General features: G+C 74.7%; 20 protein-coding genes. 14 read left to right on the top strand and 6 right to left on the bottom strand.

Annotated features, from left to right (window positions below; all coding sequences use genetic code 11):
• Positions 1-82: 82 nt before the first annotated feature.
• The 9 genes from DMH08_RS10035 to DMH08_RS09995 all read left to right on the top strand — a co-directional run bounded on the left by DMH08_RS10035 (position 83) and on the right by DMH08_RS09995 (position 7,291).
• Complete coding sequence (locus DMH08_RS10035; protein ID WP_125613228.1) at positions 83-865, top strand: CoA transferase subunit A; 783 nt, start codon at positions 83-85, stop codon at positions 863-865.
• The gene (locus DMH08_RS10030) at positions 865-1,521 is read left to right on the top strand and encodes a CoA transferase subunit B (protein ID WP_026406169.1); all 657 of its coding nucleotides are present in this window, start codon (positions 865-867) and stop codon (positions 1,519-1,521) included. Before DMH08_RS10035 ends, DMH08_RS10030 begins: the two co-directional genes overlap by 1 nt.
• Complete coding sequence (gene pcaH, locus DMH08_RS10025) at positions 1,518-2,186, top strand: protocatechuate 3,4-dioxygenase subunit beta (RefSeq protein ID WP_026406168.1); 669 nt, start codon at positions 1,518-1,520, stop codon at positions 2,184-2,186. Before DMH08_RS10030 ends, pcaH begins: the two co-directional genes overlap by 4 nt.
• Positions 2,183-2,749, top strand: coding sequence for a protocatechuate 3,4-dioxygenase subunit alpha (gene pcaG / locus DMH08_RS10020; RefSeq protein ID WP_026406167.1), 567 nt, complete (start codon positions 2,183-2,185; stop codon positions 2,747-2,749). Before pcaH ends, pcaG begins: the two co-directional genes overlap by 4 nt.
• Positions 2,739-3,944, top strand: a complete 1,206-nt coding sequence (gene pcaB, locus DMH08_RS10015) for a 3-carboxy-cis,cis-muconate cycloisomerase (protein ID WP_233617510.1) — start codon at positions 2,739-2,741, stop codon at positions 3,942-3,944. Before pcaG ends, pcaB begins: the two co-directional genes overlap by 11 nt.
• Positions 3,941-4,786, top strand: coding sequence for a 3-oxoadipate enol-lactonase (gene pcaD / locus DMH08_RS10010; protein ID WP_125613226.1), 846 nt, complete (start codon positions 3,941-3,943; stop codon positions 4,784-4,786). Before pcaB ends, pcaD begins: the two co-directional genes overlap by 4 nt.
• Positions 4,783-5,184 (top strand): 4-carboxymuconolactone decarboxylase, encoded by a 402-nt coding sequence (gene pcaC, locus DMH08_RS41545; protein WP_233617509.1) that lies wholly within the window; start codon positions 4,783-4,785, stop codon positions 5,182-5,184. Before pcaD ends, pcaC begins: the two co-directional genes overlap by 4 nt.
• A 13-nt stretch (positions 5,185-5,197) precedes the next feature.
• Positions 5,198-6,064 carry an IclR family transcriptional regulator gene (locus DMH08_RS10000; RefSeq protein WP_233617508.1) on the top strand — a complete coding sequence of 289 codons (867 nt, stop codon included), beginning with the start codon at positions 5,198-5,200 and terminating at the stop codon, positions 6,062-6,064.
• 66 nt (positions 6,065-6,130) lie between these two features.
• On the top strand, positions 6,131-7,291 hold the full coding sequence (locus DMH08_RS09995) for a 4-hydroxybenzoate 3-monooxygenase (protein ID WP_026406164.1): 1,161 nt from the start codon (positions 6,131-6,133) through the stop codon (positions 7,289-7,291).
• 43 nt (positions 7,292-7,334) lie between these two features.
• Here DMH08_RS09995 and cphA read toward each other — a convergent pair whose 3' ends face one another.
• Positions 7,335-10,073, bottom strand: a complete 2,739-nt coding sequence (cphA, locus tag DMH08_RS09990; RefSeq protein ID WP_125613224.1) for a cyanophycin synthetase — start codon at positions 10,071-10,073, stop codon at positions 7,335-7,337.
• A gap of 2 nt (positions 10,074-10,075) precedes the next feature.
• Positions 10,076-10,903 (bottom strand): cyanophycinase, encoded by an 828-nt coding sequence (locus tag DMH08_RS09985; RefSeq protein WP_026406163.1) that lies wholly within the window; start codon positions 10,901-10,903, stop codon positions 10,076-10,078.
• Positions 10,904-11,110: 207 nt separating this feature from the next.
• On the opposite strand from DMH08_RS09985, the gene DMH08_RS09980 reads away from it, so the two are divergent.
• Entirely contained in the window at positions 11,111-12,466 is a 1,356-nt protein-coding gene (locus DMH08_RS09980; RefSeq protein WP_026406162.1) for an ABC1 kinase family protein, read from the top strand.
• A 103-nt stretch (positions 12,467-12,569) separates the two neighbouring features.
• Here DMH08_RS09980 and DMH08_RS09975 read toward each other — a convergent pair whose 3' ends face one another.
• A complete protein-coding gene (locus DMH08_RS09975; protein WP_051301619.1) occupies positions 12,570-13,442 on the bottom strand; it encodes a siderophore-interacting protein in 873 nt (290 codons plus the stop codon).
• A 123-nt stretch (positions 13,443-13,565) separates the two neighbouring features.
• Between DMH08_RS09975 and DMH08_RS09970 the strand changes: the two genes are divergently transcribed.
• Positions 13,566-14,042 (top strand): nuclear transport factor 2 family protein, encoded by a 477-nt coding sequence (locus DMH08_RS09970; protein ID WP_125613222.1) that lies wholly within the window; start codon positions 13,566-13,568, stop codon positions 14,040-14,042.
• A 27-nt stretch (positions 14,043-14,069) separates the two neighbouring features.
• Here the strand turns inward: DMH08_RS09970 and DMH08_RS09965 are convergent, their stop codons facing one another.
• The gene (locus DMH08_RS09965; protein WP_125613220.1) at positions 14,070-15,242 is read right to left on the bottom strand and encodes a serine hydrolase domain-containing protein; all 1,173 of its coding nucleotides are present in this window, start codon (positions 15,240-15,242) and stop codon (positions 14,070-14,072) included.
• A 373-nt stretch (positions 15,243-15,615) separates the two neighbouring features.
• Between DMH08_RS09965 and DMH08_RS09960 the strand changes: the two genes are divergently transcribed.
• Positions 15,616-16,434, top strand: coding sequence for an MIP/aquaporin family protein (locus DMH08_RS09960; protein WP_233617507.1), 819 nt, complete (start codon positions 15,616-15,618; stop codon positions 16,432-16,434).
• 143 nt (positions 16,435-16,577) lie between these two features.
• Positions 16,578-18,092: a glycerol kinase GlpK gene (glpK, locus tag DMH08_RS09955; protein ID WP_026406157.1), complete on the top strand. Its 1,515-nt coding sequence runs from the start codon at positions 16,578-16,580 to the stop codon at positions 18,090-18,092.
• Here the strand turns inward: glpK and DMH08_RS09950 are convergent.
• Positions 18,068-19,090, bottom strand: coding sequence for a Gfo/Idh/MocA family protein (locus tag DMH08_RS09950; RefSeq protein WP_125613218.1), 1,023 nt, complete (start codon positions 19,088-19,090; stop codon positions 18,068-18,070). The genes glpK and DMH08_RS09950 overlap by 25 nt on opposite strands.
• A gap of 96 nt (positions 19,091-19,186) precedes the next feature.
• Here DMH08_RS09950 and DMH08_RS09945 point away from each other — a divergent pair, with 96 nt between their 5' ends.
• Positions 19,187-20,074, top strand: coding sequence for a S1 family peptidase (locus DMH08_RS09945; RefSeq protein ID WP_125613216.1), 888 nt, complete (start codon positions 19,187-19,189; stop codon positions 20,072-20,074).
• 33 nt (positions 20,075-20,107) lie between these two features.
• Here the strand turns inward: DMH08_RS09945 and DMH08_RS09940 are convergent.
• The coding region (locus DMH08_RS09940) for a SigB/SigF/SigG family RNA polymerase sigma factor (protein WP_125613214.1) at positions 20,108-20,952 on the bottom strand (845 nt) is incomplete at its 5' end.

Here is a 20,952-nt window from a genome sequence, read left to right as displayed (position 1 = left end):
GGCCTCCGCCGCCGGCTGCCACTGTGGTGACCGGCGGTTCCGGCGGCATGGCCGGGCGCCGCCGGAGCGGAATGGGAGGCACATGGACAAGGTCGTGCCCTCGGCGGCGGACGCGGTCGCCGGCATCGGCGACGGGGCTTCGCTGGCCGTCGGCGGATTCGGGCTGTGCGGGGTGCCCGCGGTCCTGATCTCCGCCCTGTACGAGCGGGGCGCCGGGAACCTGACGGTCGTGTCGAACAACTGCGGGCTGGACGGCCGGGGCCTCGGGCAGCTCCTCGCCGCGGGGCGGATCGCGCGGGCGATGGGCTCCTACGTCGGCGAGAACAAGGAGTTCGCCCGCCAGTACCTCGCCGGCGAGATCGAGGTCGAGCTGATGCCGCAGGGCACGCTCGCCGAACGGCTCCGCGCGGGCGGCTCGGGCATCCCCGCGTTCTACACCCCCGCGGGCGTCGGCACGATGGTCGCCGAGGGCGGCATGCCCTGGCGGTACGCCCCGGACGGCACCGTCGCGGTCGCGTCGCCGCCCAAGGAGGTCCGCGAGTTCGGCGGCCGCCGGTACGTGCTCGAGGAGAGCATCACCACCGACTTCGCGCTGGTGCGCGCCGCCGTCGGCGACCGGCACGGCAACCTGGTCTTCGACAAGGCCGCCCGGAACTTCAACCCGCTCGCCGCGATGGCCGGGCGGATCACGGTCGCGGAGGTCGAGCGGCTCGTCGAACCCGGCGAGCTCGACCCCGACGCCGTCCACCTGCCCGGCGTGTTCGTCCAGCGGGTGCTGGAGCTGGCGCCCGAGCAGGCGGCGGACAAGCCCATCGAGAAGCGGACGGTGCGCCCCGCCGCGCCGGCGAACGGGGAGGGCGCCTGATGGCCTGGTCCAGGAACGAGATCGCCGCGCGCGCGGCGGCCGAGCTGCCCGACGGCGCGTACGTCAACCTCGGCATCGGCCTGCCCACCCTGATCCCCGGGTACGTCCCCGAGGGCCGCCACGTGACGCTGCACGCCGAGAACGGCGTCCTCGGCGTCGGCCCGTACCCGGCCGAGGACGAGGTCGACCCCGACCTGATCAACGCCGGCAAGGAGACGGTCACGGCCCTGCCCGGTGCGGCCTGCTTCGACTCCGCCCTGTCGTTCGGCATGATCCGCGGCGGCCACATCGACATCGCCGTGCTGGGCGCCATGCAGGTCTCCGCCCGCGGCGACCTCGCCAACTGGTCCGTCCCCGGTAAAATGATCAAGGGCATGGGCGGGGCCATGGACCTGGTGCACGGCGCCCGCAAGGTGATCGTCGTGATGAGCCACACCACCCGCGACGGCGAACCGAAGATCGTCGAGGAGTGCGCGCTGCCGCTGACCGGCGCGGGCTGCGTCGACCGGATCATCACCGACCTCGGTGTCGTCGACGTCGTCCCGGACGGCTTGGCGCTGGTCGAGACGGCGCCCGGCGTGACCGCCGACGAGATCCGCGCCGCGACCGGACCGCGGCTCCTCGCGCCCGCCGCAGCAGAAGGGACCCCGGCATGACCCACCCCCCGTACCTCCACCCCGGGTACAAGAGCACCGCCCTGCGCGCGCCCGGGCGCGAGCTCGCGATGCCCGGGCTCGGGCCCGACAGCGTCGAGTTGACCTCCCCCGTCTTCGGGCACCAGGAGCTCGGCCGCCTCGACTGGGACCTCACCCGGCAGCACCCCGGCGAGCCGCTCGGCGAGCGCATCATCGTCACCGGCCGGCTGCTGGACACCGCCGGACGCCCGATCCGCGGCGCCCTCGTCGAGGTCTGGCAGGCCAACGCGGCCGGACGGTACCTGCACGCGGGCGACCAGCACCCCGCGCCGCTCGACCCCAACTTCACCGGCGCGGGCCGCTGCCTCACCGACGACGACGGCCGCTACCGGTTCGTCACGATCAAGCCGGGCGCCTACCCGTGGCGCAACCACCGCAACGCCTGGCGGCCCGCGCACATCCACTTCTCGGTGTTCGGGACGGCGTTCACCCAGCGCCTCGTCACCCAGATGTACTTCCCGGGCGACCCGCTGTTCCCCTTCGACCCGATCTTCCAGTCGATCCCCGAGCAGCGGGACCGGGAGAACCTGATCTCCCGGTTCGACATGGAGACCACCGAGCCGGAGTGGGCACTGGGCTACCAGTGGGACATCGTGCTCGGCGACACCCCGATGGAGGACCGATGACCGAGTCGACTCCGCTCCGCCCGTCCCCGGTCACCCCGTCGCAGACGGTCGGCCCGTTCTTCGGGTACGCGCTGCCCTACGAGGAGGGCCCCCGGGTCGTCCCCGACTGGCGGCCGGACGCGATCCGGGTCCGCGGCACCGTGTACGACGGGGCCGGCGAGCCGGTCCCGGACGCGCTCGTCGAGATCTGGCAGGCGGACGGGAACGGCGTGATTCCGGCCGGGCCCGGCGGCCGGGTCCGCGACGGCCACGACTTCTCCGGTTTCGGCCGGTGCGCCACCGACCCCGCGGGCGGCTACTGGTTCAGCACCGTCAAGCCCGGCGCGGTCGGCGGCGGCGCCCCCTACATCGCCGTGCTGGTGTTCGCGCGGGGCCTGCTCAAGCCGGTGTTCACCCGCCTGTACTTCCCGGAGGACGAGGCCGCGCACGCGTCCGACCCGCTGCTCCGCGACGTCCCGGCCGAGCGCCGCGGCACGCTGGTCGCCGAGCGGACGGCCGAACGCGAGTACCGGTTCGACGTCCGCCTCCAGGGCGACGGGGAGACGGTCTTCCTTGCCTTCTGACCACCGGCCGGAACAGGGGACGGCGCCCGGCACCGTGTCGCCCGACGCGGGGCTGCTGTCCCCGGTCCGCGCCGCCACCCGGACCGAGGCGGCCACCGGCGACGCCGCCTACCTGGCGGCCATGCTGGACGCCGAGGCCGCGCTCGCCCGCGCGCAGGCGGGCCTCGGGATCGTCCCCGCGGACGCGGCCGCGGCGATCGCCGCGGCCGCCGACCCGGCCCGGTTCGATCTCGCCGGCGTCGCCCGCCGCGCGCGCGGCGCCGGCAACCCGGTCGTCCCGCTGGTCGCCGACCTGCGCGCCCTCGCCGGGGCCGCGGGCGAGCACGTCCACCGGGGAGCCACCAGCCAGGACATCGTCGACACCGGCGCGATGCTCGTCGCGTTCCGCGCCCGCCGCGTGATCCTCGCGGCGCTCGACGACGCCCTCGCCGCCCTGGCGGACCTCGCCGGGCGGCACCGCGACACCCCGATGGCCGCCCGCACCCTCGGCCGGCACGCGCTGCCGACCACGTTCGGCGCGAAGGCCGCCGGCTGGCTGCTGGGCTGCCTGGAGGCCCGCGACCGGCTGGCCGCGGCGGCGCTGCCCGTCCAGCTCGGCGGCGCCGCCGGGACGCTCGACGCGTTCGGCGACCGCGGCGCCGACCTCGTGGCCGCGTTCGCCGCCGAGACCGGCCTCGACGCGCCGGTCCTGCCCTGGCACACCCGCCGCACCCCGGTCGCGGACCTCGGCGCCGCGCTCGCGGTCACCGCCGGGGCCCTCGGCAAGGCCGCCACCGACGTGTGGCTGCTCGCGCAGAGCGAGGTCGACGAGGCGGCCGAGGCCGCCGGACCCGGCCGCGGCGGCTCGTCGGCGATGCCGCACAAGCGCAACCCCGCCCTGTCCGCGCTGATCCGGTCGGCGGCGCTGCAGGTCCCCGCGCACGTCCAGATCCTGCACGCGGCGCAGGCCGCGCCGCACGAGCGTCCGGCGGGGGAGTGGCACGCCGAGTGGCAGCCGCTGCGCGAGGCGCTGCGGCTCACCGGCGGCGCCGCCGAGACCGCCGCCGAGCTGTTCGGCGGCCTCGAGGTCGCGCCGGACCGTATGCGGGCCGGCCTCGACGCCCTCCTGGCCGTCCTCGGCCGTGACCCCGGGCCCGGCGCCGCGCCCGCGCTCGTCGACCGGGCCCTCGACGCGTACCGCAGGAGCCGCGCATGACGCCCACCGACCCGTCCGCCGACCCGTCCGCCGGCCGCACCCCGTCCGGCCCCGCCCGCGGCGGGCGGGGCGCGTACGTCCCGCACCACCGCGTGGAGGGCCCGCCCGGAGCGCCCGTCCTCGTCCTCGGGCCGTCGCTCGGCACCACCATGGACCTGTGGCAGCCGCAGCTCCCCGAACTGACCCGGTCCTGGCGGGTGCTGCGCTACGACCTGCCGGGCCACGGCGGCTCGCCCGCGCCGGGCGGGCCGTTCACCGTCGCCGACCTCGCCGACGGCGTCGCCGCGCTGCTCGACCGGATCGGCGCCGCCGAGGCCGCCTACGCCGGGGTGTCGCTGGGCGGCGCCGTCGGGACGACGCTCGCGCTGCGCCACCCCGGACGGGTCGCCAGCCTCGTCCTCGTGTGCACCTCGCCCCGGTTCGGCGACCCGGCCGCCTGGCGGGACCGTGCCGCGCTCGTCCGCCGCGAGGGCGTCGAGCCGGTCGCGCGGACGGCGGCGGACCGCTGGTTCACCCCGTCGTTCACCGGCGCGGAGCCGTACGTCGCGATGCTGCGCGGCACCGACCCCGAGGGCTACGCCGGCTGCTGCGACGCCCTCGCGGAGTTCGACGCCGCGGCGCGGCTGCCGGAGGTGTCCGCGCCCACCCTGGTGATCGCCGGGGCGCAGGACGGGCCGACGCCGCCCGCCGGGCACGCCGACCGGCTCGCGGAGGGCATCCCGGACGCCGGGCTGGTCGTCGTCGAGGGCGCCGCGCACCTGGCCGGGGCCGAACGGCCGGGTCCGGTCACCGAGGCGATGACCGCGCATCTGGACCGCACATGGAAGGGACTGGGACGATGAGCGACTCCATGACCGGGGCGACGGGCGACGCGGAACGGCGCGCGGACGGCATGACGGTGCGCCGCGCGGTGCTCGGCGACGCCCACGTGGACCGCGCCGAGGCCCGCAAGGACGGCTTCACCGCCGACTTCCAGGACATGATCACCCGCTACGCGTGGGGCGAGATCTGGACCCGGCCGGGCCTGGACCGCAAGACCCGCAGCTGCATCACCCTCACCGCCCTGGTCGCGCACGGGCACCTGGACGAGCTGGCGATGCACGTGCGGGCCGCCCTGCGCAACGGGCTCACCCCGGACGAGATCAAGGAGGTGCTCCTGCAGACCGCGATCTACTGCGGGGTGCCCGCCGCGAACTCGGCGTTCGCGGTCGCCCAGCGGGTACTGGCCGAGCAGGAGTGACGGGAGTGACCGGATGACCGGGGCGACCGGCCGCGGCGGACCGATCAGGGCGGTCGGCGGGAAGGGCGAGGGCGGGGGCATGGCCGAGGGGGCGCGCCCGGTCAGCGTGGCCGGCAAGGTGATGGCCATCCTCAACGCGTTCGCCCAGGGCGAGGTCCGCCTCAACCTCACGGAGATCTGCCGCCGCGCCGGGCTGCCCCCGGCGACCGGGCACCGCCTCGTCGGCGAGCTGGTCGCGGGCGGGTTCCTGGAGCGGGTGCCGGACGGCACGTACCGCATCGGCACCCGGCTGTGGCGGATCGGCAGCCAGGCGCCCGCCGTGACCGGCCTGCGCGAGCTGGCCCTGCCGCACATGGAGGACCTCTACGAGGCCACCCACGACAACGTGCAGCTCGCCGTGCTGCGCGACGACCACGTGCTGGTCGTCGAACGGCTGCGCGGCACCCGGTCGGTGCCCGTCCTCACGCAGGTCGGGGCGTCCCTGCCGCTGCACACCACCGGGGTCGGGAAGGTGCTGCTGGCGTTCGCGCCGCCGGACGTCCGGGAGGCGGTGCTGGCCGCGCCGCTGTCGCGCCGCACCGCCCGCTCCATCACCGACCCCGCGGAGCTGCGGCGCTGCATCGAGCAGGTCCGCCGCTCCGGTTACGCGCTGACCCGCGACGAGATGACGCTCGGCGCGTCCTCCGTCGGCGCGCCCGTGCGGGACGGGTCCGGGCAGGTCGTCGCGGCGCTGTCGCTGGTGTCGCGCACCCGCAGCGCGGACCTGCGGCGGCTGCTGCCGCCGCTCACCACGGCGGCGCGCGCCCTCTCGCGGGACGTCGCCGTCCACTGGCGCGGGCAGCCCGAGTCGTTCTCCGCCGAGCGGAAGACCGGCGCCTGAGCCGCCCCCCGCGCGCCCCCGGGACGGCGGGGCCCGCATTGCACGCATTGACGAACAGGAGACATGATGCGCACCCAGGTCGCGATCATCGGCGGAGGGCCCGCCGGGCTGCTGCTGTCCCATCTGCTCCACCTGCAGGGGATCGACTCGGTGGTCCTGGAGAGCCGTGATCGCGGCTACGTGGAGCGGCGGCAGCGCGCCGGGATGCTGGAGCAGGGCACGACGGACGTGCTCCGCGAGACCGGAGCCGGGGAACGGCTCGACCGCGAGGGGCTCGTCCACCACGGGCTGGAGCTGCGGTTCGACGGGGCGGGGCACCGGATCCCGCTCACCGACCTCACCGGCCGGACGGTCACCGTCTACGCGCAGACCGAGATCGTCAAGGACCTCATCGCCAAGCGGCTCGAGGACGGCGGCGACATCCGGTTCGAGGCCGAGGTCGTGGAGCTGGACGCGTCCGCGCCGAGCGTCGCGTTCCGCGGCCCGGACGGCGTCGTCCGCACGCTGGAGTGCGACTACATCGCGGGGTGCGACGGGTTCCACGGCGTCAGCCGCCCGGCCGTCCCGGACCTGCGGACGTTCTCCCGCGAGTACCCGTTCGCGTGGCTCGGCGTCCTCGCGGACGTCCCGCCGTCCACCGACGAGCTGATCTACGCGAACCACGAGCGCGGGTTCGCGCTGCACAGCCTCCGCTCGCCCAAGGTCAGCCGCCTGTACCTGCAGGTCGCCCCGGACGAGGACCTCGCCGCCTGGTCCGACGCCCGGATCTGGGACGAGCTGGCGACGCGGTTCGCCACCGACGACGGCTGGGAGCTGCACGAGGGCCCCATCACCGACAAGTCGGTCACGCCGATGCGCAGTTTCGTGGCGGAGCCGATGCGCCACGACCGGCTGTTCCTCGCGGGCGACGCGGCCCACATCGTCCCGCCGACCGGCGCGAAGGGCCTCAACCTGGCCGTCTCGGACGTCATCGTGCTGGCGCGCGCGCTCACCGAGCGGTACGCGAACGGGTCCGAGACGCTGCTGGACGGGTACTCCGAGGCGTGCTTGCGGCGGGTCTGGCGCGCCGAGCACTTCTCGTACTGGATGACCACGCTGCTGCACGTCGACCCGGCCGCCGACGCGTTCGACCGCCGCCTGCAGCGGTCGCACCTCGCGTACGTGGCGTCCTCCGAGGCCGCGAAGGCGTCGCTGGCCGAGAACTACGTCGGCCTGCCCATCGCCTGACGCGCCCGGACGGCCCCGCCGGGGGAGGGGCCGGCCCGCGCGGTCAGGTCTCCTCCGGCTCGGCCCCCAGCGTCTCCAGCAGTTCCAAAACCGGCTGCAGCTTCTCGTACAGCAGCAGGACGGGCTCGCCGGGCTCGGCCATGTCGAGCGCCGACGTCAGCGCGCCCTTCAGGTCGCCCGCCGGATGGTGCCGGACGTCCGGGCGGGCCTCCCGCAGCCCCCGGACGATCAGCCGGGTCATCTCGCCGGAGCGGCGGCCCCGCAGGTCCTCGTCCTCGTAGACGACGACGCGCCCGAACGCGCGCCCCAGGATCCGGGCGGTCTCGACGACCAGGTCGTCGCAGCGGTCGCCCGGCAGCGTCACCGCCGCGACACCCGGACCGGCGGCCGCCGCGCCGCCGGGGCCGCCGGGGTCGCCGCGGTCGGGCCCGCCCCAGCGCGCCGCCGTGAGCGCGCCCATCGCCGCGACCGCCGCCGGGTTGTGCGCGTAGTCCACCAGCACCGGGTTCTCCCCGACCCGGTACACGCAGCCCCGCCCCGGATTGCGGGTGTGCGGCTCGAACGTGCGCAGCGCCCGCGCCACCACGTCCAGCGGCACGCCCAGGCCCCGGGCCGCCGCGACGGCCGCCAGCGCGTTCGCCACCACGTGCGCCGCGCGCCCCCCGAACGCCCCGGCGATCTCCTCGACCGGCAGCACGCGGGTGCGGCGGTCGCCGGTCGCCTCCGTCACCCAGCCGTGCTCGACGCAGTACCCGACCCCGCCGTCCCGCAGGTGCGCGGCCAGCACCGGCGCGTCCGGAGCCTGCGCGAAGAACCGCACCGACGGGTCCCGGTCGCGGACCGCGGGCCGCTCCGCCAGCCCCGCCGACGCGGGGTCCTCGGCGTTCAGCACGAGCCGCCCGCCGCGCCGCACCTCCTCGGCGACCAGCGCCTTGATCTCCACCAGGTCGTCCAGCGACTCGGTGTCGTCCACCCCGAGGTGGTCGCGGGTGACGTTGGTGACGACCGCGACGTCCGCCCGCTCGTAGCCGAGGCCGCGCCGCACGATCCCACCGCGCGCCGTCTCCAGCACCGCGGCCTCCACCGTCCGGTCGCCGAGCACCATCTCCGCCGACCGCGGGCCCGACGCGTCCGACATGTGCACCAGCCGCCGCCCGACGTACACGCCCTCGGTGCTCGTCATGCCGGTGCGGCGGCCGTCCAGTTCCAGCATGTGCGCGATCATCCGCACCGTCGTGGTCTTGCCGTTGGTGCCCGTCACCGACACGATCGGCACCCGCGACGGCGCGCCGTCCGGGTACAGCAGGCCGATGATGTCGCCCGCGACGTCCCGACCCTCGCCCTCGCTGGGCGCCAGGTGCATGCGCAGGCCGGGGGCGGCGTTCACCTCCAGGATCCCGGCGGCGCCCGGCTCGGGCGGGGGCGGTGCCGCGATGTCGGGCAGCCGCAGGTCGATGCCGCACACGTCCATGCCGACCGTCGCGGCCGCCCGCACGCACAGCGCGGCCACCTCCGGATGCACGTCGCCGGTCACGTCCCGGCTGGTGCCGCCGGTCGACAGGTTCGCGTTCCGGCGCAGCCACACCGTCTCCCCGGCGGCCGGGATCGCGGCGGGGCCGTGCCCCTGCCGCGCCAGCAGCCCCAGCTCGGCCGGGCCCAGCACCAGCCGGGTCAGCGGCCGGTCGTGGCCCTCCCCGCGCGCCGGGTCGGCGTTCACCCGCTCCACCAGCTCCGCCACGGTCGCGGCGCCGTCGCCGACGACCCGCGCCGCGGTCAGCTCCGCGGCGGCCGAAACCCGGCCGCCCACCACGAGGACCCGGTAGTCGCGGCCCGGGACGTACGACTCGACGATCACCGCGGCCCCGTCGCCGCCGGCGGCCGGCCCCGTGCCCGCGCCCGCGGCCGTCGCCGCGCCTCCGGCGGCCGCCGTGAACGCCGCGACCACCTCCTGCGGCTCCGTCAGCTCGATGTGGACGCCCTCGCCCTGGTGCCCGGCGACCGGCTTGACGACCACCGGCCCGCCGATCTCCCGCAGCGCCTCGAGCGCCTCCGCCGGGGACGACGCCACCCGCCCCGCCGGCACCGGCAGGCCCGCGTCGGCCAGCAGCCGGTGCGCCAGCCGCTTGTCGCCCGCGACCTCCATGCCGATCGCCGACGTCGCGTCCGTCATCGCCGCCCACACCGTCCGGCGGTGCCGCCCGTACCCCAGGCGCAGCAGGTTGAGGCCCCCGACCCGGCGGACCGGGACGCCCCGCCGCCGCGCCGCCGCGGCCAGCGCGGCGGTGCTCACCCCGAGCCGCTCCGCCTCGTGCTCGGCGGCGATCTCCGCGAGCTCGTCCGCGGTGTCCGGCACCCGCCCGGCCAGCGCGCCCTGCACCACCCGCAGCGCGACGCCGACCAGCCGCTCCACGACCGTGCTGCCCGCCGGTTCGTCCCGCGGGCACTCCAGCACCACGTCGTAGCGTCCCGGCGGACCCGCCAAAACCGTCCGGCCGAAGAACGCGTCCCGGCCGATCAGCCCGGACAGCTCCAGCGTGACGTGCTCGGTGACGTGCCCGAAGTAGGTGCCGCGCGCCATCGCGTCCAGCAGCCCGCCGGGACGGCCCGCCGCGCAGTGGTGCGACGCCAGGCCGGGCAGCGCCGCCACCAGCCGCTCGGCGAACCCGGGATGGTCGGTGGTCTCGTGGCCGGTCAGCCCCTGCAGGTCCAGGTGCGCGATCGCGACCGGACGGGACAGGTAGACGTTCGGGCCGCTCAGGCGGCGCACGTGATCGAGCCGCACGGTCAGTCCCCCTTCGGGCCGCGCATCGTGCCGACGGCCGGCAGCCTGTCGTTCATCTGGAAGGTGCACCCCGCCGGGAGGAGGTGCAGCGCGACGTCGAGCATCGCCATCGGCTCGTCGTCGGACGCGGCGTAGGCGACCGTGCACTGGCTCGCGTCCACGACCGTCACCACGCCCGTCCCCACCACCGTGAACTGGCCGTCGCCCACGCAGATCGCGGTGTCCTCGTCGATGCCGACCCCCAGCAGCCGCGTCTCCAGCGCTATCCCGCTCAGCAGCCGCGGCAGCCGGCCCCGCTCGTTGAAGTGCATGTCGATCAGGACGTCGGGCAGCAGCGACAGGCCCGGCCCCACCTTGACGCTCGACGCCGCCACCTCGTGGCCGCCGCCGCCGAGGATCATCCAGTGCCCCATCGCGGTGGCGCCGGCGCTCGTCCCGGCGATCACCAGGCCCTCCTGCTCGAACCGCCGCTTGAGCAGCTCGTTCGTCCGCGACCCGACCAGCGTCCGCAGCCGCGACTGGTCCCCGCCGCTGAACAGCACGCCGGTCGCGGTCTCCAGCGCCCGCAGCGTCGCCGGGTCGTCCGCGGCCCGCCGGCCCAGCAGCCGCAGCTCGCGCACCGACGGCACCCCGAGCCGGCCGAACACCGCCGTGTACTCCTCGGCGACCTCGTCCGGGACCTCCGTCGCCGTCGTGATCACCACGATCCGCGCGTCCTCGCCGCCGGCCAGCTCCGCGAACGTCTCGAGCGGACCGGCCCCGCACGTCCGGTTCTCGGCCCCACCGATGATCAGCAACCGGCCCTTGCGTCCGGCATCCGTGTCGTTCACATCAGCCAACTACCCCCCATCACTCTGGGTAGTCCAATGGGCGCGTCATGTCATATCCACCCGTGCCGGGTACGTTCCGTCGCGCCTCCGGGGAATCTTCCGGCCCGCGCGTACGCTGAACCTTTACGGGCGGACGACCGTTCCATGGTGTCCGACGCCCGTGAGAAGCTTTCATTGGACGTAGCGTCGAACAAGGGACGACCGGCCGTGAGCGACATTCCCCGCCGCGCGGTGACGCGCACCGCCAAGCTCGCCTCCCTGCCGCTCGGCTTCGCCGGGCGCACCGCCGTGGGGTTCGGCAAGCGCACCTTCGGCAGGCCCGCCGAGACCGTGGCCCTCGAGGTGCAGCGCCGCACCGCCGAGCAGCTCTTCAGCGTGCTCGGCGAACTCAAGGGCGGCGCGATGAAGGTCGGGCAGCTCCTGTCCATCTTCGAGGCCGGGCTCCCCGAGGAGGTCGCCGGCCCCTTCCGCGCCAGCCTCACCCGGCTGCAGGAGGCGGCGCCGCCGATGCCCGCCGAGACCACCCACCGCGTCCTGGCCGAGGGGCTCGGGGACGACTGGCGCGAGAAGTTCGCCGAGTTCGACGACGTCCCGGCCGCCGCCGCGTCCATCGGCCAGGTCCACAAGGCCGTGTGGCACGACGGCCGCACCGTGGCCGTCAAGGTGCAGTACCCGGGCGCCGCGCAGGCACTGATGAGCGACTTCGCGCAGATCTCCCGGCTCAGCCGCCTGTTCACGCCGCTGTTCCCCGGCGTCGAGGTCAAGCCCGTGATCGCCGACCTGAGGCGGCGGCTGGAGAAGGAACTCGACTACGTCGACGAGGCGCGCGCGCAGACCGCCTTCCATGACGCCTACGCCGGCGACCCCGACTTCCTGGTCCCCGCCGTCGTCGCCCAGTCGGGCAACGTGCTGGTCACCGAGTGGCTCGAGGGCGCCCCGCTCGCCCGCGTCATCGCCGAGGGCGACCAGGACGACCGCGACCGCGCCGGGCTGCTGCTGTTCCGCTTCCTGCTGTCGGGCCCCGCCCGCTGCGAGATGATCCACATCGACCCGCACCCGGGCAACTTCCGGCTGCTGGACGACGGCCGGCTCGGCGTCATGGACTTCGGCGGCGCCGCGCGCGTCCCCGCCGAACTGCAGTGGTCCATCGGACGGCTGCTGCGCATCGGCACCCTCGGCGACCCCGACGCGATCGTCGACGCCCTCTGGGAGGAGGGCTGGCTCGCCGAGGACGCCGAGGTCGACCCCGACGAGGTCGCCGACCTCATCGCCCCGCACGCCGCCCCGTTCGCCGTGGAGCGCTTCCGCTACAACCGCGAGTGGATGCGCGAGCAGACCGCGCGCGGGCTCGGCCTGGCCTCCGACATGCGGCCGGGCGCGCTCGCCCGCCAGTTCCGGCTGCCGCCCCAGTACCTCGCCGTCAGCCGCGCCCTCGCCGGGGGCGGCGGCGTCCTGTGCCAGCTCGAGGCCGAGGGCGCCTACCGCGCCGAGGCCGAGCGGTGGCTGCCCGGCTTCGCCGACGACGACCCCGGCACCGACGCCCCGGAGGAGATCACGGCCTGACGGCCCCACGCGAAGGCGGGCGAAGGCCCGCCACGCGCCGGACGCGTGGCGGGCCTTCGTGCGGAGGTCTTCGGACCGGGCCCGCGCGGCACGGGCCGGGGCGTCAGGCGAGCGCCCGGGCCTCTTCCTCCTCGACCTGCCGGTTCCACTCGCGCTTGGACGACTGCCAGCCGTCCTCGTCGCGGCCCAGCCGCCAGTAGCCCGAGATCGACAGCCGCTCCATCGGGATCTGCCGCTCGACCCGCAGGTACCGCCGGAGCGTCTTGACGAAGTTCGCCTCGCCGTGGACGAACGCGTGCACCTCGCCGTCCGGCCAGGCGAGCTTCTGCACCGCGTCCACTAGCAGGTCGCCGACCTTCTCGCCGCCCCGGTACAGCCACGTCACCTCGACGCCGCCGGGGAGGTCCTGCCGCTCCTCCGGCCCGGCCACCTCGACGAGCACGCGGGCGGGGACGCCCGCGGGCAGCCGCTCCAGCGACGCCGCGATGGCCGGCAGCGCGCTCTCGTCGCCGGCCAGCAGGTGCCAGCCCGCGTCCGCGCTCGGCGCGTACGCCCCGCCCGGCCCGAGGAACACCAGCTCGTCGCCCGGCTTCGCGTTCGCCGCCCACGGGCCCGCGACGCCCTGGTCGCCGTGGTACACGAAGTCGATCGTCAGCTCGCGGGCGTCGGCGTCCCACGCGCGCACCGTGTAGGTGCGGGTCATCGGCCACTGCTCGCGGGGCATCTCGGCGCGGATCCGCTCCATGTCGAACGGCTCCGGGTACTCGACCCCGGGACGCGGGAACTGGAGCTTCACGTAGTGGTCGGTGAACTCGCCCGCGTCGAAGTTCGCGAGCCCGTCGCCGCCCAGGACGACCCGGATCATGTGCGGGGTGAGCCGCTCGGTGCGCAGTACCGTGCCCACGTGGAGCCTCGCCTTCCTGCGCGCCGGGCCCCGGTTGAGCTCCGGCTTCCCGCGCACCGGTTCCGTCGCCATGCATCCTCCGCTGTCGTCGGCCAATCCCGTTAGGTAAGCCTAACTTGCGGAAGATCCTGATTGTTCCCGCCGTTCGGGATACCGTCGGCCGGACGGCGTTCCGGCGACCCGGCGGGTGGGCTCATGGCGGTCGGCAGGCACACGATGACGGACGAGCAGCGCAAGTCGGTGGCGCTCGAGTACCTCAAGGGGTTCGACAACGGCGGCGTGGCCTCCGACGGGTCGCCGATCCTCGACCTGTTCGCCGACGACGCGCAGGTGTACTTCCCGAAGTGGGGCCTCGCCACCGGCAGGGACGAGATCGCCCGGCTGTTCGGCGACGTCGGCGGGACGATCACCTCGATCCGGCACCACTACGCCATGTTCAACTGGATCTTCTCCGGCGGGGACACGCTCGTGTGCGAGGGCACGAGCCACGGCGAGCACCGCGACGGCCCCTGGCGCGCGGGCGTCCCCGAGTGGGGCGCCGGACGCTGGTGCGACGTCTTCGAGATCCGCGACTGGAAGATCCAGCGCGTCTTCATCTACCTGGATCCCGACTACGCGGGCGGCGACACCGCCCGCTACCCGTGGCTCGCGGGGGAGACCGGGCGGGAGTGACGGCGCGCCGGCGCCCGTGAACGCCCGTCAGCGCGCGGGGGCGGCGGTGCGGGCCGCGCGGGTGCGGGCCACCTCGGCGGCGACGGCCTCGAACGCGGCTTCCGTCTCGTCCTCGCCCGCCAGGGTGTAGAGGGTCGACTTCACGATCACGACGCCGTACTCGGGCGACACCCAGATGCGCTGCCCGCCGAGGCCGTTCGCGGAGAAGTCGCCGTCGTCCTCCAGCCACCACTGGAACCCGTACCCCCGGTTGAAGGACGCGGACGGGCTCGTCGACCGCTCCACCCAGGACTCGGGCACGACCTGCCGCCCGTTCGCCCGGCCGCCGTTCAGGTACAGCAGCCCGAACCGGGCGAAGTCGCGGTCGGTCGCGTAGACGCAGCAGTAGCCCATGCTGTTGCCGCTGGAGTCGTTGCCGAGGAACGCTTTGGCGCCCATCCCCGCCGGGCCCCAGATCTTCTCCTGCACGTAGGTGTGGAAGGGGACGCCCGTCGCCTCGGCGACCGTCCAGGCCAGCACGAACGAGTTCATGCTCGTGTACTCGAACCGGGTGCCGGGCTCCCAGCCGCGCTTCTGCCGCTTCGCCAGTTCGGGCAGCGGGTAGCCGAGGCTCGCGGCGACGTGCACGAACGGGACGTCCTGCGCCTCCTCCCAGTCGATGCCCGACGACATCCGCAGCAGGTCGCGCAGCGAGACGCCGGCGAAGCCGGAGCCGGCGAGCTCCGGCAGGTACTTGGTGACCGGATCGTCGATCGAGTCGATGGCCCCCTCGCCGAGCGCGACGCCGACCGCAGCCGAGGTGAACGACTTGGCGACCGACCACGACTGGAACAGCGAATCCCGGTTCGCCGCCGTGTACCGCTCGAAGACGACGTCCCGCCCGTCCAGGACGACGAAGCCCTGCGTGCCCGTCCGGGCCAGGTAGTCGTCGAGCGTGCGCTCCGCGCCGTCGTGGGTGTAGGTCACCGACAGCGGCCGGTGCGCCTCGCGCAGCTCCACCGGGTCGGACGACGGGCGCAGCGGGTCGAAGCCGCGCGCCGGTTCGGCGTCCGCGGAGAGCGCCGCCGGGCCGGACGGGCGGAGCGCGGACGGGGCGGGACCGGGCGCGGCCGGGTCGGCGGCGGCCGGCGCGGCGGTCAGCGTGAGGGCGACCGTCACGGCGGCGGGGGCGAGCGCGAACGTCCAAGGCGTGCGGCGCATCGGGTCTCCCTGGGGGTGCGGGATCGGCGGGCTGCTCTGATCATGATCGATATTGGACGACGCGTCGATATATTCGGCGACATTTTTCTGTGTCCGGGCGGCGCGCGCCGCGGCGGGTCCGGCGCCGTGGCCCGCCGCGGGGGGACGAGGGGCCGCGGCGGCGGCCTCGGGGCGGTGAGGTGCGGCGGGACGGGTGCGCGCGGGCCGTGTAGCGGCGGCGCGCCGGGGAATGCCCGTCTCCGCGGACGATCTTCGTGCGTGGCGCGGGCGGCCGGTGCGACGAAATCATCCGTCCGCGACGGTTGACCATGTCCGTGATGATTATTTACGTTCGCGTCAGTTGTGTTCCACGTCACACTCCGAGGAGGCGCGGATGACGAAAGGGCCGAAAGTCCCCGAACTGGCCCGGGAAATGGCCGCGGAATTCGCCGGCACGCTGATCCTCATACTGTTCGGTCTCGCGGTCGTCGCGCAGGTCGCGGCGGCCGGGATCGGCGACCACGACAGCATCTCCTGGGCCTGGGGACTCGCCGTCACCCTGGGCGTCTACGTCTCGGCCCGGATCAGCGGCGGCCACATCAACCCGGCCGTGACGGTCGCGCTCGCCGTCTTCAAGGGCTTCCCCTGGCGCAAGGTCCTGCCGTACATCGCCGCGCAGATGCTCGGCGCGTTCATCGCCGCGCTGCTCGTCCGCTGGAACTACACCGAGGTCCTGCACGCGTTCGACCCCGGCCTGACGCAGAAGTCGCAGGCCGTCTTCTCCACCATGCCCGGCAACGGCGAGCTGCCCGTCGGGATGTGGGGCGGGTTCCGCGACCAGGTCATCGGCACCGCGATCCTCCTCTTCCTGGTGCTCGCCCTCACCGACCTGCGCAACTCGCCGCCGCTGGCGAACATGACGCCGTTCATCATCGGGCTCGTGGTGGTGGCGATCGGGATGGCGTGGGGCACCAACGCCGGCTACGCGATCAACCCGGCGCGCGACTTCGGCCCGCGCCTCGCCCAGTTCCTCACCGGCTACGGGGAGGCGTGGCGGGATCAGTACGGTGATCTCTACTTCTGGGTGCCGATCGCCGGACCGATCATCGGGGGGATCATCGGCGCGGGGCTCTACATCCTGCTCATCGGGCGCATGCTCCCCGCCGAGGAGCCCGGTGACGGCGAGCCCCGCCCCGAGTACGACGTGGACTGAGCGGGACGCGCCCGAGAAAGACGCGTCCGGACAAGAGGCGACCGAGCAAGACGCGACCCGTGCGGGACGCGACCTGGCACGGCACCGCGAGGCGGACGCGAGGTGGCGAGGGCCTCGGCCCTCCAGCAGAAAGGCAGGCATCGATGGCCGACTTCGTCGGAGCGCTCGACCAGGGGACGACCAGCACCCGTTTCATGATCTTCGACCACGGCGGGAACGAGGTCGCCCGCCACCAGCTCGAGCACGAGCAGATCCTGCCGCGGGCGGGCTGGGTCGAGCACAACCCCACCGAGATCTGGGAGCGCACCCGCGCGGTCGTCCAGACGACCCTGAACAAGGCGCACCTCGACTACGGCGACCTGGCCGCGTTCGGCATCACCAACCAGCGGGAGACCACGCTCGTCTGGAACCGCCGCACCGGACGCCCGTACCACAACGCGATCGTGTGGCAGGACACCCGCACCGACCGGATCGCCTCCGCCCTGGACCGGGACGGCCGCGGCGACGTCATCCGGCACCGTGCGGGGCTGCCGCCCGCGACGTACTTCGCCGGCGGCAAGATCCAGTGGATCCTGGAGAACGTCGACGGGGTCCGCGAGGCCGCCGAGAAGGGCGAGGCCGTCTTCGGGACCATGGACACCTGGGTGCTGTGGAACCTGACCGGCGGGCGGGACGGCGGCGTGCACGTCACCGACGTCACCAACGCCAGCCGCACCATGCTCATGGACCTGGAGACCCTCGACTGGGACGACGAGCTCCTGTCCTTCTTCGGCGTGCCCAGGGCGATGCTGCCGGAGATCCGCTCCTCGTCCTCGCCGGAGCCCTACGGCGTCACGCGGGCGGCCTCGCTGGGCGGCGAGGTGCCGCTGACCGGGATCCTCGGCGACCAGCAGGCCGCCACGGTCGGGCAGGTGTGCTTCGCGCCCGGCGAGGCCAAGAACACCTACGGCACCGGCAACTTCCTGCTCCTCAACACCGGTGAGGAGCTGGTGAGGTCGGAGGCCGGGATGCTGACGACGGTCTGCTACCGGTTCGGGGACGCCAAGCCGGTGTTCGCGCTGGAGGGGTCGATCGCGGTGACGGGGTCGGCGGTGCAGTGGCTGCGCGACCAGCTCGGGATCATCTCGGGCGCCGCGCAGTCCGAGGCCCTCGCCCGCCAGGTCGACGACAACGGCGGCGTCTACTTCGTGCCCGCCTTCTCCGGCCTGTTCGCCCCCTACTGGCGCTCGGACGCCCGCGGCGCCATCGTCGGGCTCTCCCGGTTCAACACCAACGCGCACCTCGCCCGCGCCACCCTGGAGTCCATCTGCTACCAGAGCCGGGACGTCGTCGAGGCCATGCACGCCGACTCCGGCGTCTCCCTGGACGTCCTCAAGGTCGACGGCGGCGTCACCGCCAACGAGCTGTGCATGCAGATGCAGGCCGACATCCTCGGCGTCCCCGTCTCCCGCCCCGTCGTCGCCGAGACGACCGCCCTCGGCGCCGCCTACGCGGCGGGCCTCGCCACCGGCTTCTGGTCCGGCACCGACGAGCTCCGCCGGAACTGGAACGAGGACAGGCGCTGGGAGCCCACCTGGAGCGAGGAGCGCCGCGCCGAGGGCTACGCCGGCTGGAAGAAGGCCGTGGAGCGCACCTACGGCTGGGTGGACGTCGACTGAGCGCCGCCCGCCGGCCGGTCCGCGAACGACGCGGTGAACCGCGCGGCGATCTCGTCGAGGGTCCGCAGGATCGCGACGGTCTCGTCCAGCGGCATCAGCGGCGACTCGGTGAGGCCCGCGCGCAGGCAGCGCGCGACCTCCTCGGCCTCGTAGGTGAACCCGTGCCCGGGGACGTCCGCGGTGATCTCCTCGGGCGCGGCGCCGGCCCGCATCAGGGTCATGGCGGACGGCCGGTAGAACGGGGCCGCGACGTCGACGCGGCCCCGCGTGCCCACGACGGTGGCGGTGTGCGGGGAGAACCCGGTGAGCCCGCAGTGCAGCAGCGCGACCGCGCCGGACTCGTAGCCGAACATGATCCCGGTGTTGGCGTCCACGCCGGTGGGCGCGGGGCTCGCGGCGACCTGCACGGTCGCGGGCGGGCCGAGCAGCGGCCAGGTGAACGACACGGGGTAGCAGCCGAGGTCGAGCAGCGCGCCGCCGCCGAGCGCGGGGGACCACTGCCGGTGCGCCGGGTCGAACTCGGCCGCGACGGAGAAGTCCGCGTACACGGACGTCACCTCGCCGATCGCGCCGTCCGCGACCAGTTCGCGGAGGCGGCGGACGAGCGGGTTGAACCGCGTCCACATGCCCTCCATGGCGAACACGCCGTGCTCGCGGGCGATCGCCGCGAGCTTCTCGGCGTCGTCGGCGGACATGGTGAGGGGCTTCTCCACCAGCACGGCGCGTCCGGCCTCCATGCACAGCCGCGCGGGCTCGAAGTGCAGGGGATGCGGGGTGGCGACGTAGACGACGTCGACGCCGTCGTCGGCGGCGAGACCGGCGTACGACGCGTGCGCGCGGGGGATCCCGAACCGCTCGGCGAACGCGGACGCGGAGGCGGCCGACCGCGACCCGACGGCGACGACCTCGTGGTCGGGGAGGAGGCCCAGATCCTCGGTGAACGTCGCGGCGATTCCGCCCGTACCCAATATGCCCCAGCGCACCGTTGATCCCGCCATGGGGCGATCGTAACGGCGATCAAGTCTTTTGGAGACGCCGCGGCCGATTTAACATCAAGTCACGGACAGTAGTGTATCGACTGCGGAGGGAAACACATGCTCGGACGTCTCGGCACGACCGGCCTGACGATCGGCTTCACGATCGGCCTCGTCTCCACGGCCCTGCTCGCCGTCCCGCCCGCCGCCGCGGCGGCCCGGACGGCGCCGGAGGCGGGGGGACCGGCCGGGTACGCCCGGCAGGCCGCGGTCGACTTCACGGGCATCGTGGCCCTGGACAACTGCTCGGGCTCGCTGGTGCGCGGGCCGCGGTCCCGCGACGGCGACCCGGCCCTGGTGATGACGAACGGGCACTGCCTGAGCACCGGGATGCCGGGGGCGGGCGAGGTGATCGTCGATCGGCCCTCCGCGCGGACGTTCACGCTGCTCGACCGGACGGGCCGCCGGAACCTCGGCACGCTGCGCGCCGACAACCTCGAGTACGCCACGATGACCGGCACCGACGTCGCCGTGTACCGGCTGGACGCCAGCTACGCCGAGATCCGGCGGCGGTACGGCGTCCCGGCCCTGCGGCTGTCGGCGGCCCGGCCGCCGGACGGCACCCCGATCCGGGTCGTGTCCGGGTACTGGCGGCAGATCTACGCCTGCTCGATCGACGGGACCGTCCACCGGCTCCGCGAGGCCGAGTGGACCTGGGCCGACTCGATCCGCTACACCTCCGCCTGCCGGACGATCGGCGGCACGTCCGGCTCCCCGGTGGTCGACGCGTCGACGGGCGCGGTCGTCGCCGTCAACAACACGGGGAACGAGGACGGCGAGCGCTGCACCCTGAACAATCCGTGCGAGGTGGACCGCAACGGCCGGGTGACCGTGCGGCCGGGCGCGTCGTACGGGCAGCAGACGTACGCGCTCGCCCGCTGCCTCGCCCCGGGCGGCGACGTCGCGGTCGGCGGGACCTGCGCGCTGCCCGAGCCCGCGCGGACCTGAGGGGGCGCCGCGCCGGGCCGCCCGCCGACCCGCTCACCGCTCGGCGAGCAGCCCGGCGCGGAGCTTGTCCAGGGTGCTGCGCAGCAGCCGCGACACGTGCATCTGCGACAGGCCGATCTGCTCGGCGATCTGCGTCTGGGTCTTGTTGCCGAAGAAGCGCAGCAGCAGGATCGTGCGCTCCCGCTCGGGCAGCTCGTCGATGAGCGGGCGCAGCGCGTGCCCGTCGATGAAGGCGTCCAGCTCCGGGTCGTCGGAGCCGAGGTACTCGCCGACGGTGCCGCCGCCGTCGCCGCCCTGCCCGCCGTCCGCCGGGGCCTCCAGAGACAGCGGGCGGTAGGCGTCGCAGGCCACCAGGACCTCGACGGCCTCGTCCTCGCCGATCTCCATGAGCGCGGCGATCTCCCGGGTCGTGGGGGAGCGGCCGTGCTCCCGGGTGAAGTCCTGGACGGTGCGCTGCAGCACGGGGCGCAGTTCCTGGATGCGGCGCGACACCCGCAGGCCCCACGTCTTGTCCCGGAAGTGCCGCTTCACCTCGCCGGTGACCACCGGGTAGGCGTAGGTGACGAACCGGTCGCCGACCTCGGGGTCGAACCGGTTGATGGCCTTGACGAGGCCGAGGTAGGCGACCTGCACCAGGTCGTCCATCGGCTCGCCGCGGTTCGCGTACCGCCGCGCCACCCCGCGGACGAGCGCGGCGTGCAGGTCGACGAGGCGGGCGCGCAGCCGCTCGCGGCGCGGGTCGTCCTCGGCGAGCCGGTTCATCTCGGCGAGCAGCGCCTCGGCCTGCCCGTCGTCCGCGCGGCGGGGGGCGTCGGGGCGCGCGGCCGCGCCGGGACGTCCGGGCGGTTCGGGGTCCGCGGCCGCGCGCCCCGACGCCC

It is taken from the genome of Actinomadura sp. WAC 06369 (genome assembly GCF_003947565.1).
In the GTDB taxonomy this organism is placed as follows: Bacteria; Actinomycetota; Actinomycetes; order Streptosporangiales; family Streptosporangiaceae; genus Spirillospora; species Spirillospora rifamycini.
The sequence above is the reverse complement of the archived record's forward strand: the minus strand, read 5'-3'. Positions and strand labels throughout refer to the sequence as shown.

Excerpts from the sequence above, each read along its gene's own strand:
- DMH08_RS10035 (WP_125613228.1), top strand. The coding sequence starts at position 83 with ATGGACAAGGTCGTGCCCTCGGCGGCGGACGCGGTCGCCGGCATCGGC.
- DMH08_RS10030 (WP_026406169.1), top strand. The coding sequence starts at position 865 with ATGGCCTGGTCCAGGAACGAGATCGCCGCGCGCGCGGCGGCCGAGCTG.
- pcaH (WP_026406168.1), top strand. The coding sequence starts at position 1,518 with ATGACCCACCCCCCGTACCTCCACCCCGGGTACAAGAGCACCGCCCTG.
- pcaG (WP_026406167.1), top strand. The coding sequence starts at position 2,183 with ATGACCGAGTCGACTCCGCTCCGCCCGTCCCCGGTCACCCCGTCGCAG.
- pcaD (WP_125613226.1), top strand. The coding sequence starts at position 3,941 with ATGACGCCCACCGACCCGTCCGCCGACCCGTCCGCCGGCCGCACCCCG.
- pcaC (WP_233617509.1), top strand. The coding sequence starts at position 4,783 with ATGAGCGACTCCATGACCGGGGCGACGGGCGACGCGGAACGGCGCGCG.
- DMH08_RS10000 (WP_233617508.1), top strand. The coding sequence starts at position 5,198 with ATGACCGGGGCGACCGGCCGCGGCGGACCGATCAGGGCGGTCGGCGGG.
- DMH08_RS09995 (WP_026406164.1), top strand. The coding sequence starts at position 6,131 with ATGCGCACCCAGGTCGCGATCATCGGCGGAGGGCCCGCCGGGCTGCTG.
- DMH08_RS09975 (WP_051301619.1), bottom strand. The coding sequence starts at position 13,442 with ATGGCGACGGAACCGGTGCGCGGGAAGCCGGAGCTCAACCGGGGCCCG.
- DMH08_RS09970 (WP_125613222.1), top strand. The coding sequence starts at position 13,566 with ATGGCGGTCGGCAGGCACACGATGACGGACGAGCAGCGCAAGTCGGTG.
- DMH08_RS09965 (WP_125613220.1), bottom strand. The coding sequence starts at position 15,242 with ATGCGCCGCACGCCTTGGACGTTCGCGCTCGCCCCCGCCGCCGTGACG.
- DMH08_RS09960 (WP_233617507.1), top strand. The coding sequence starts at position 15,616 with ATGACGAAAGGGCCGAAAGTCCCCGAACTGGCCCGGGAAATGGCCGCG.
- glpK (WP_026406157.1), top strand. The coding sequence starts at position 16,578 with ATGGCCGACTTCGTCGGAGCGCTCGACCAGGGGACGACCAGCACCCGT.
- DMH08_RS09950 (WP_125613218.1), bottom strand. The coding sequence starts at position 19,090 with ATGGCGGGATCAACGGTGCGCTGGGGCATATTGGGTACGGGCGGAATC.
- DMH08_RS09945 (WP_125613216.1), top strand. The coding sequence starts at position 19,187 with ATGCTCGGACGTCTCGGCACGACCGGCCTGACGATCGGCTTCACGATC.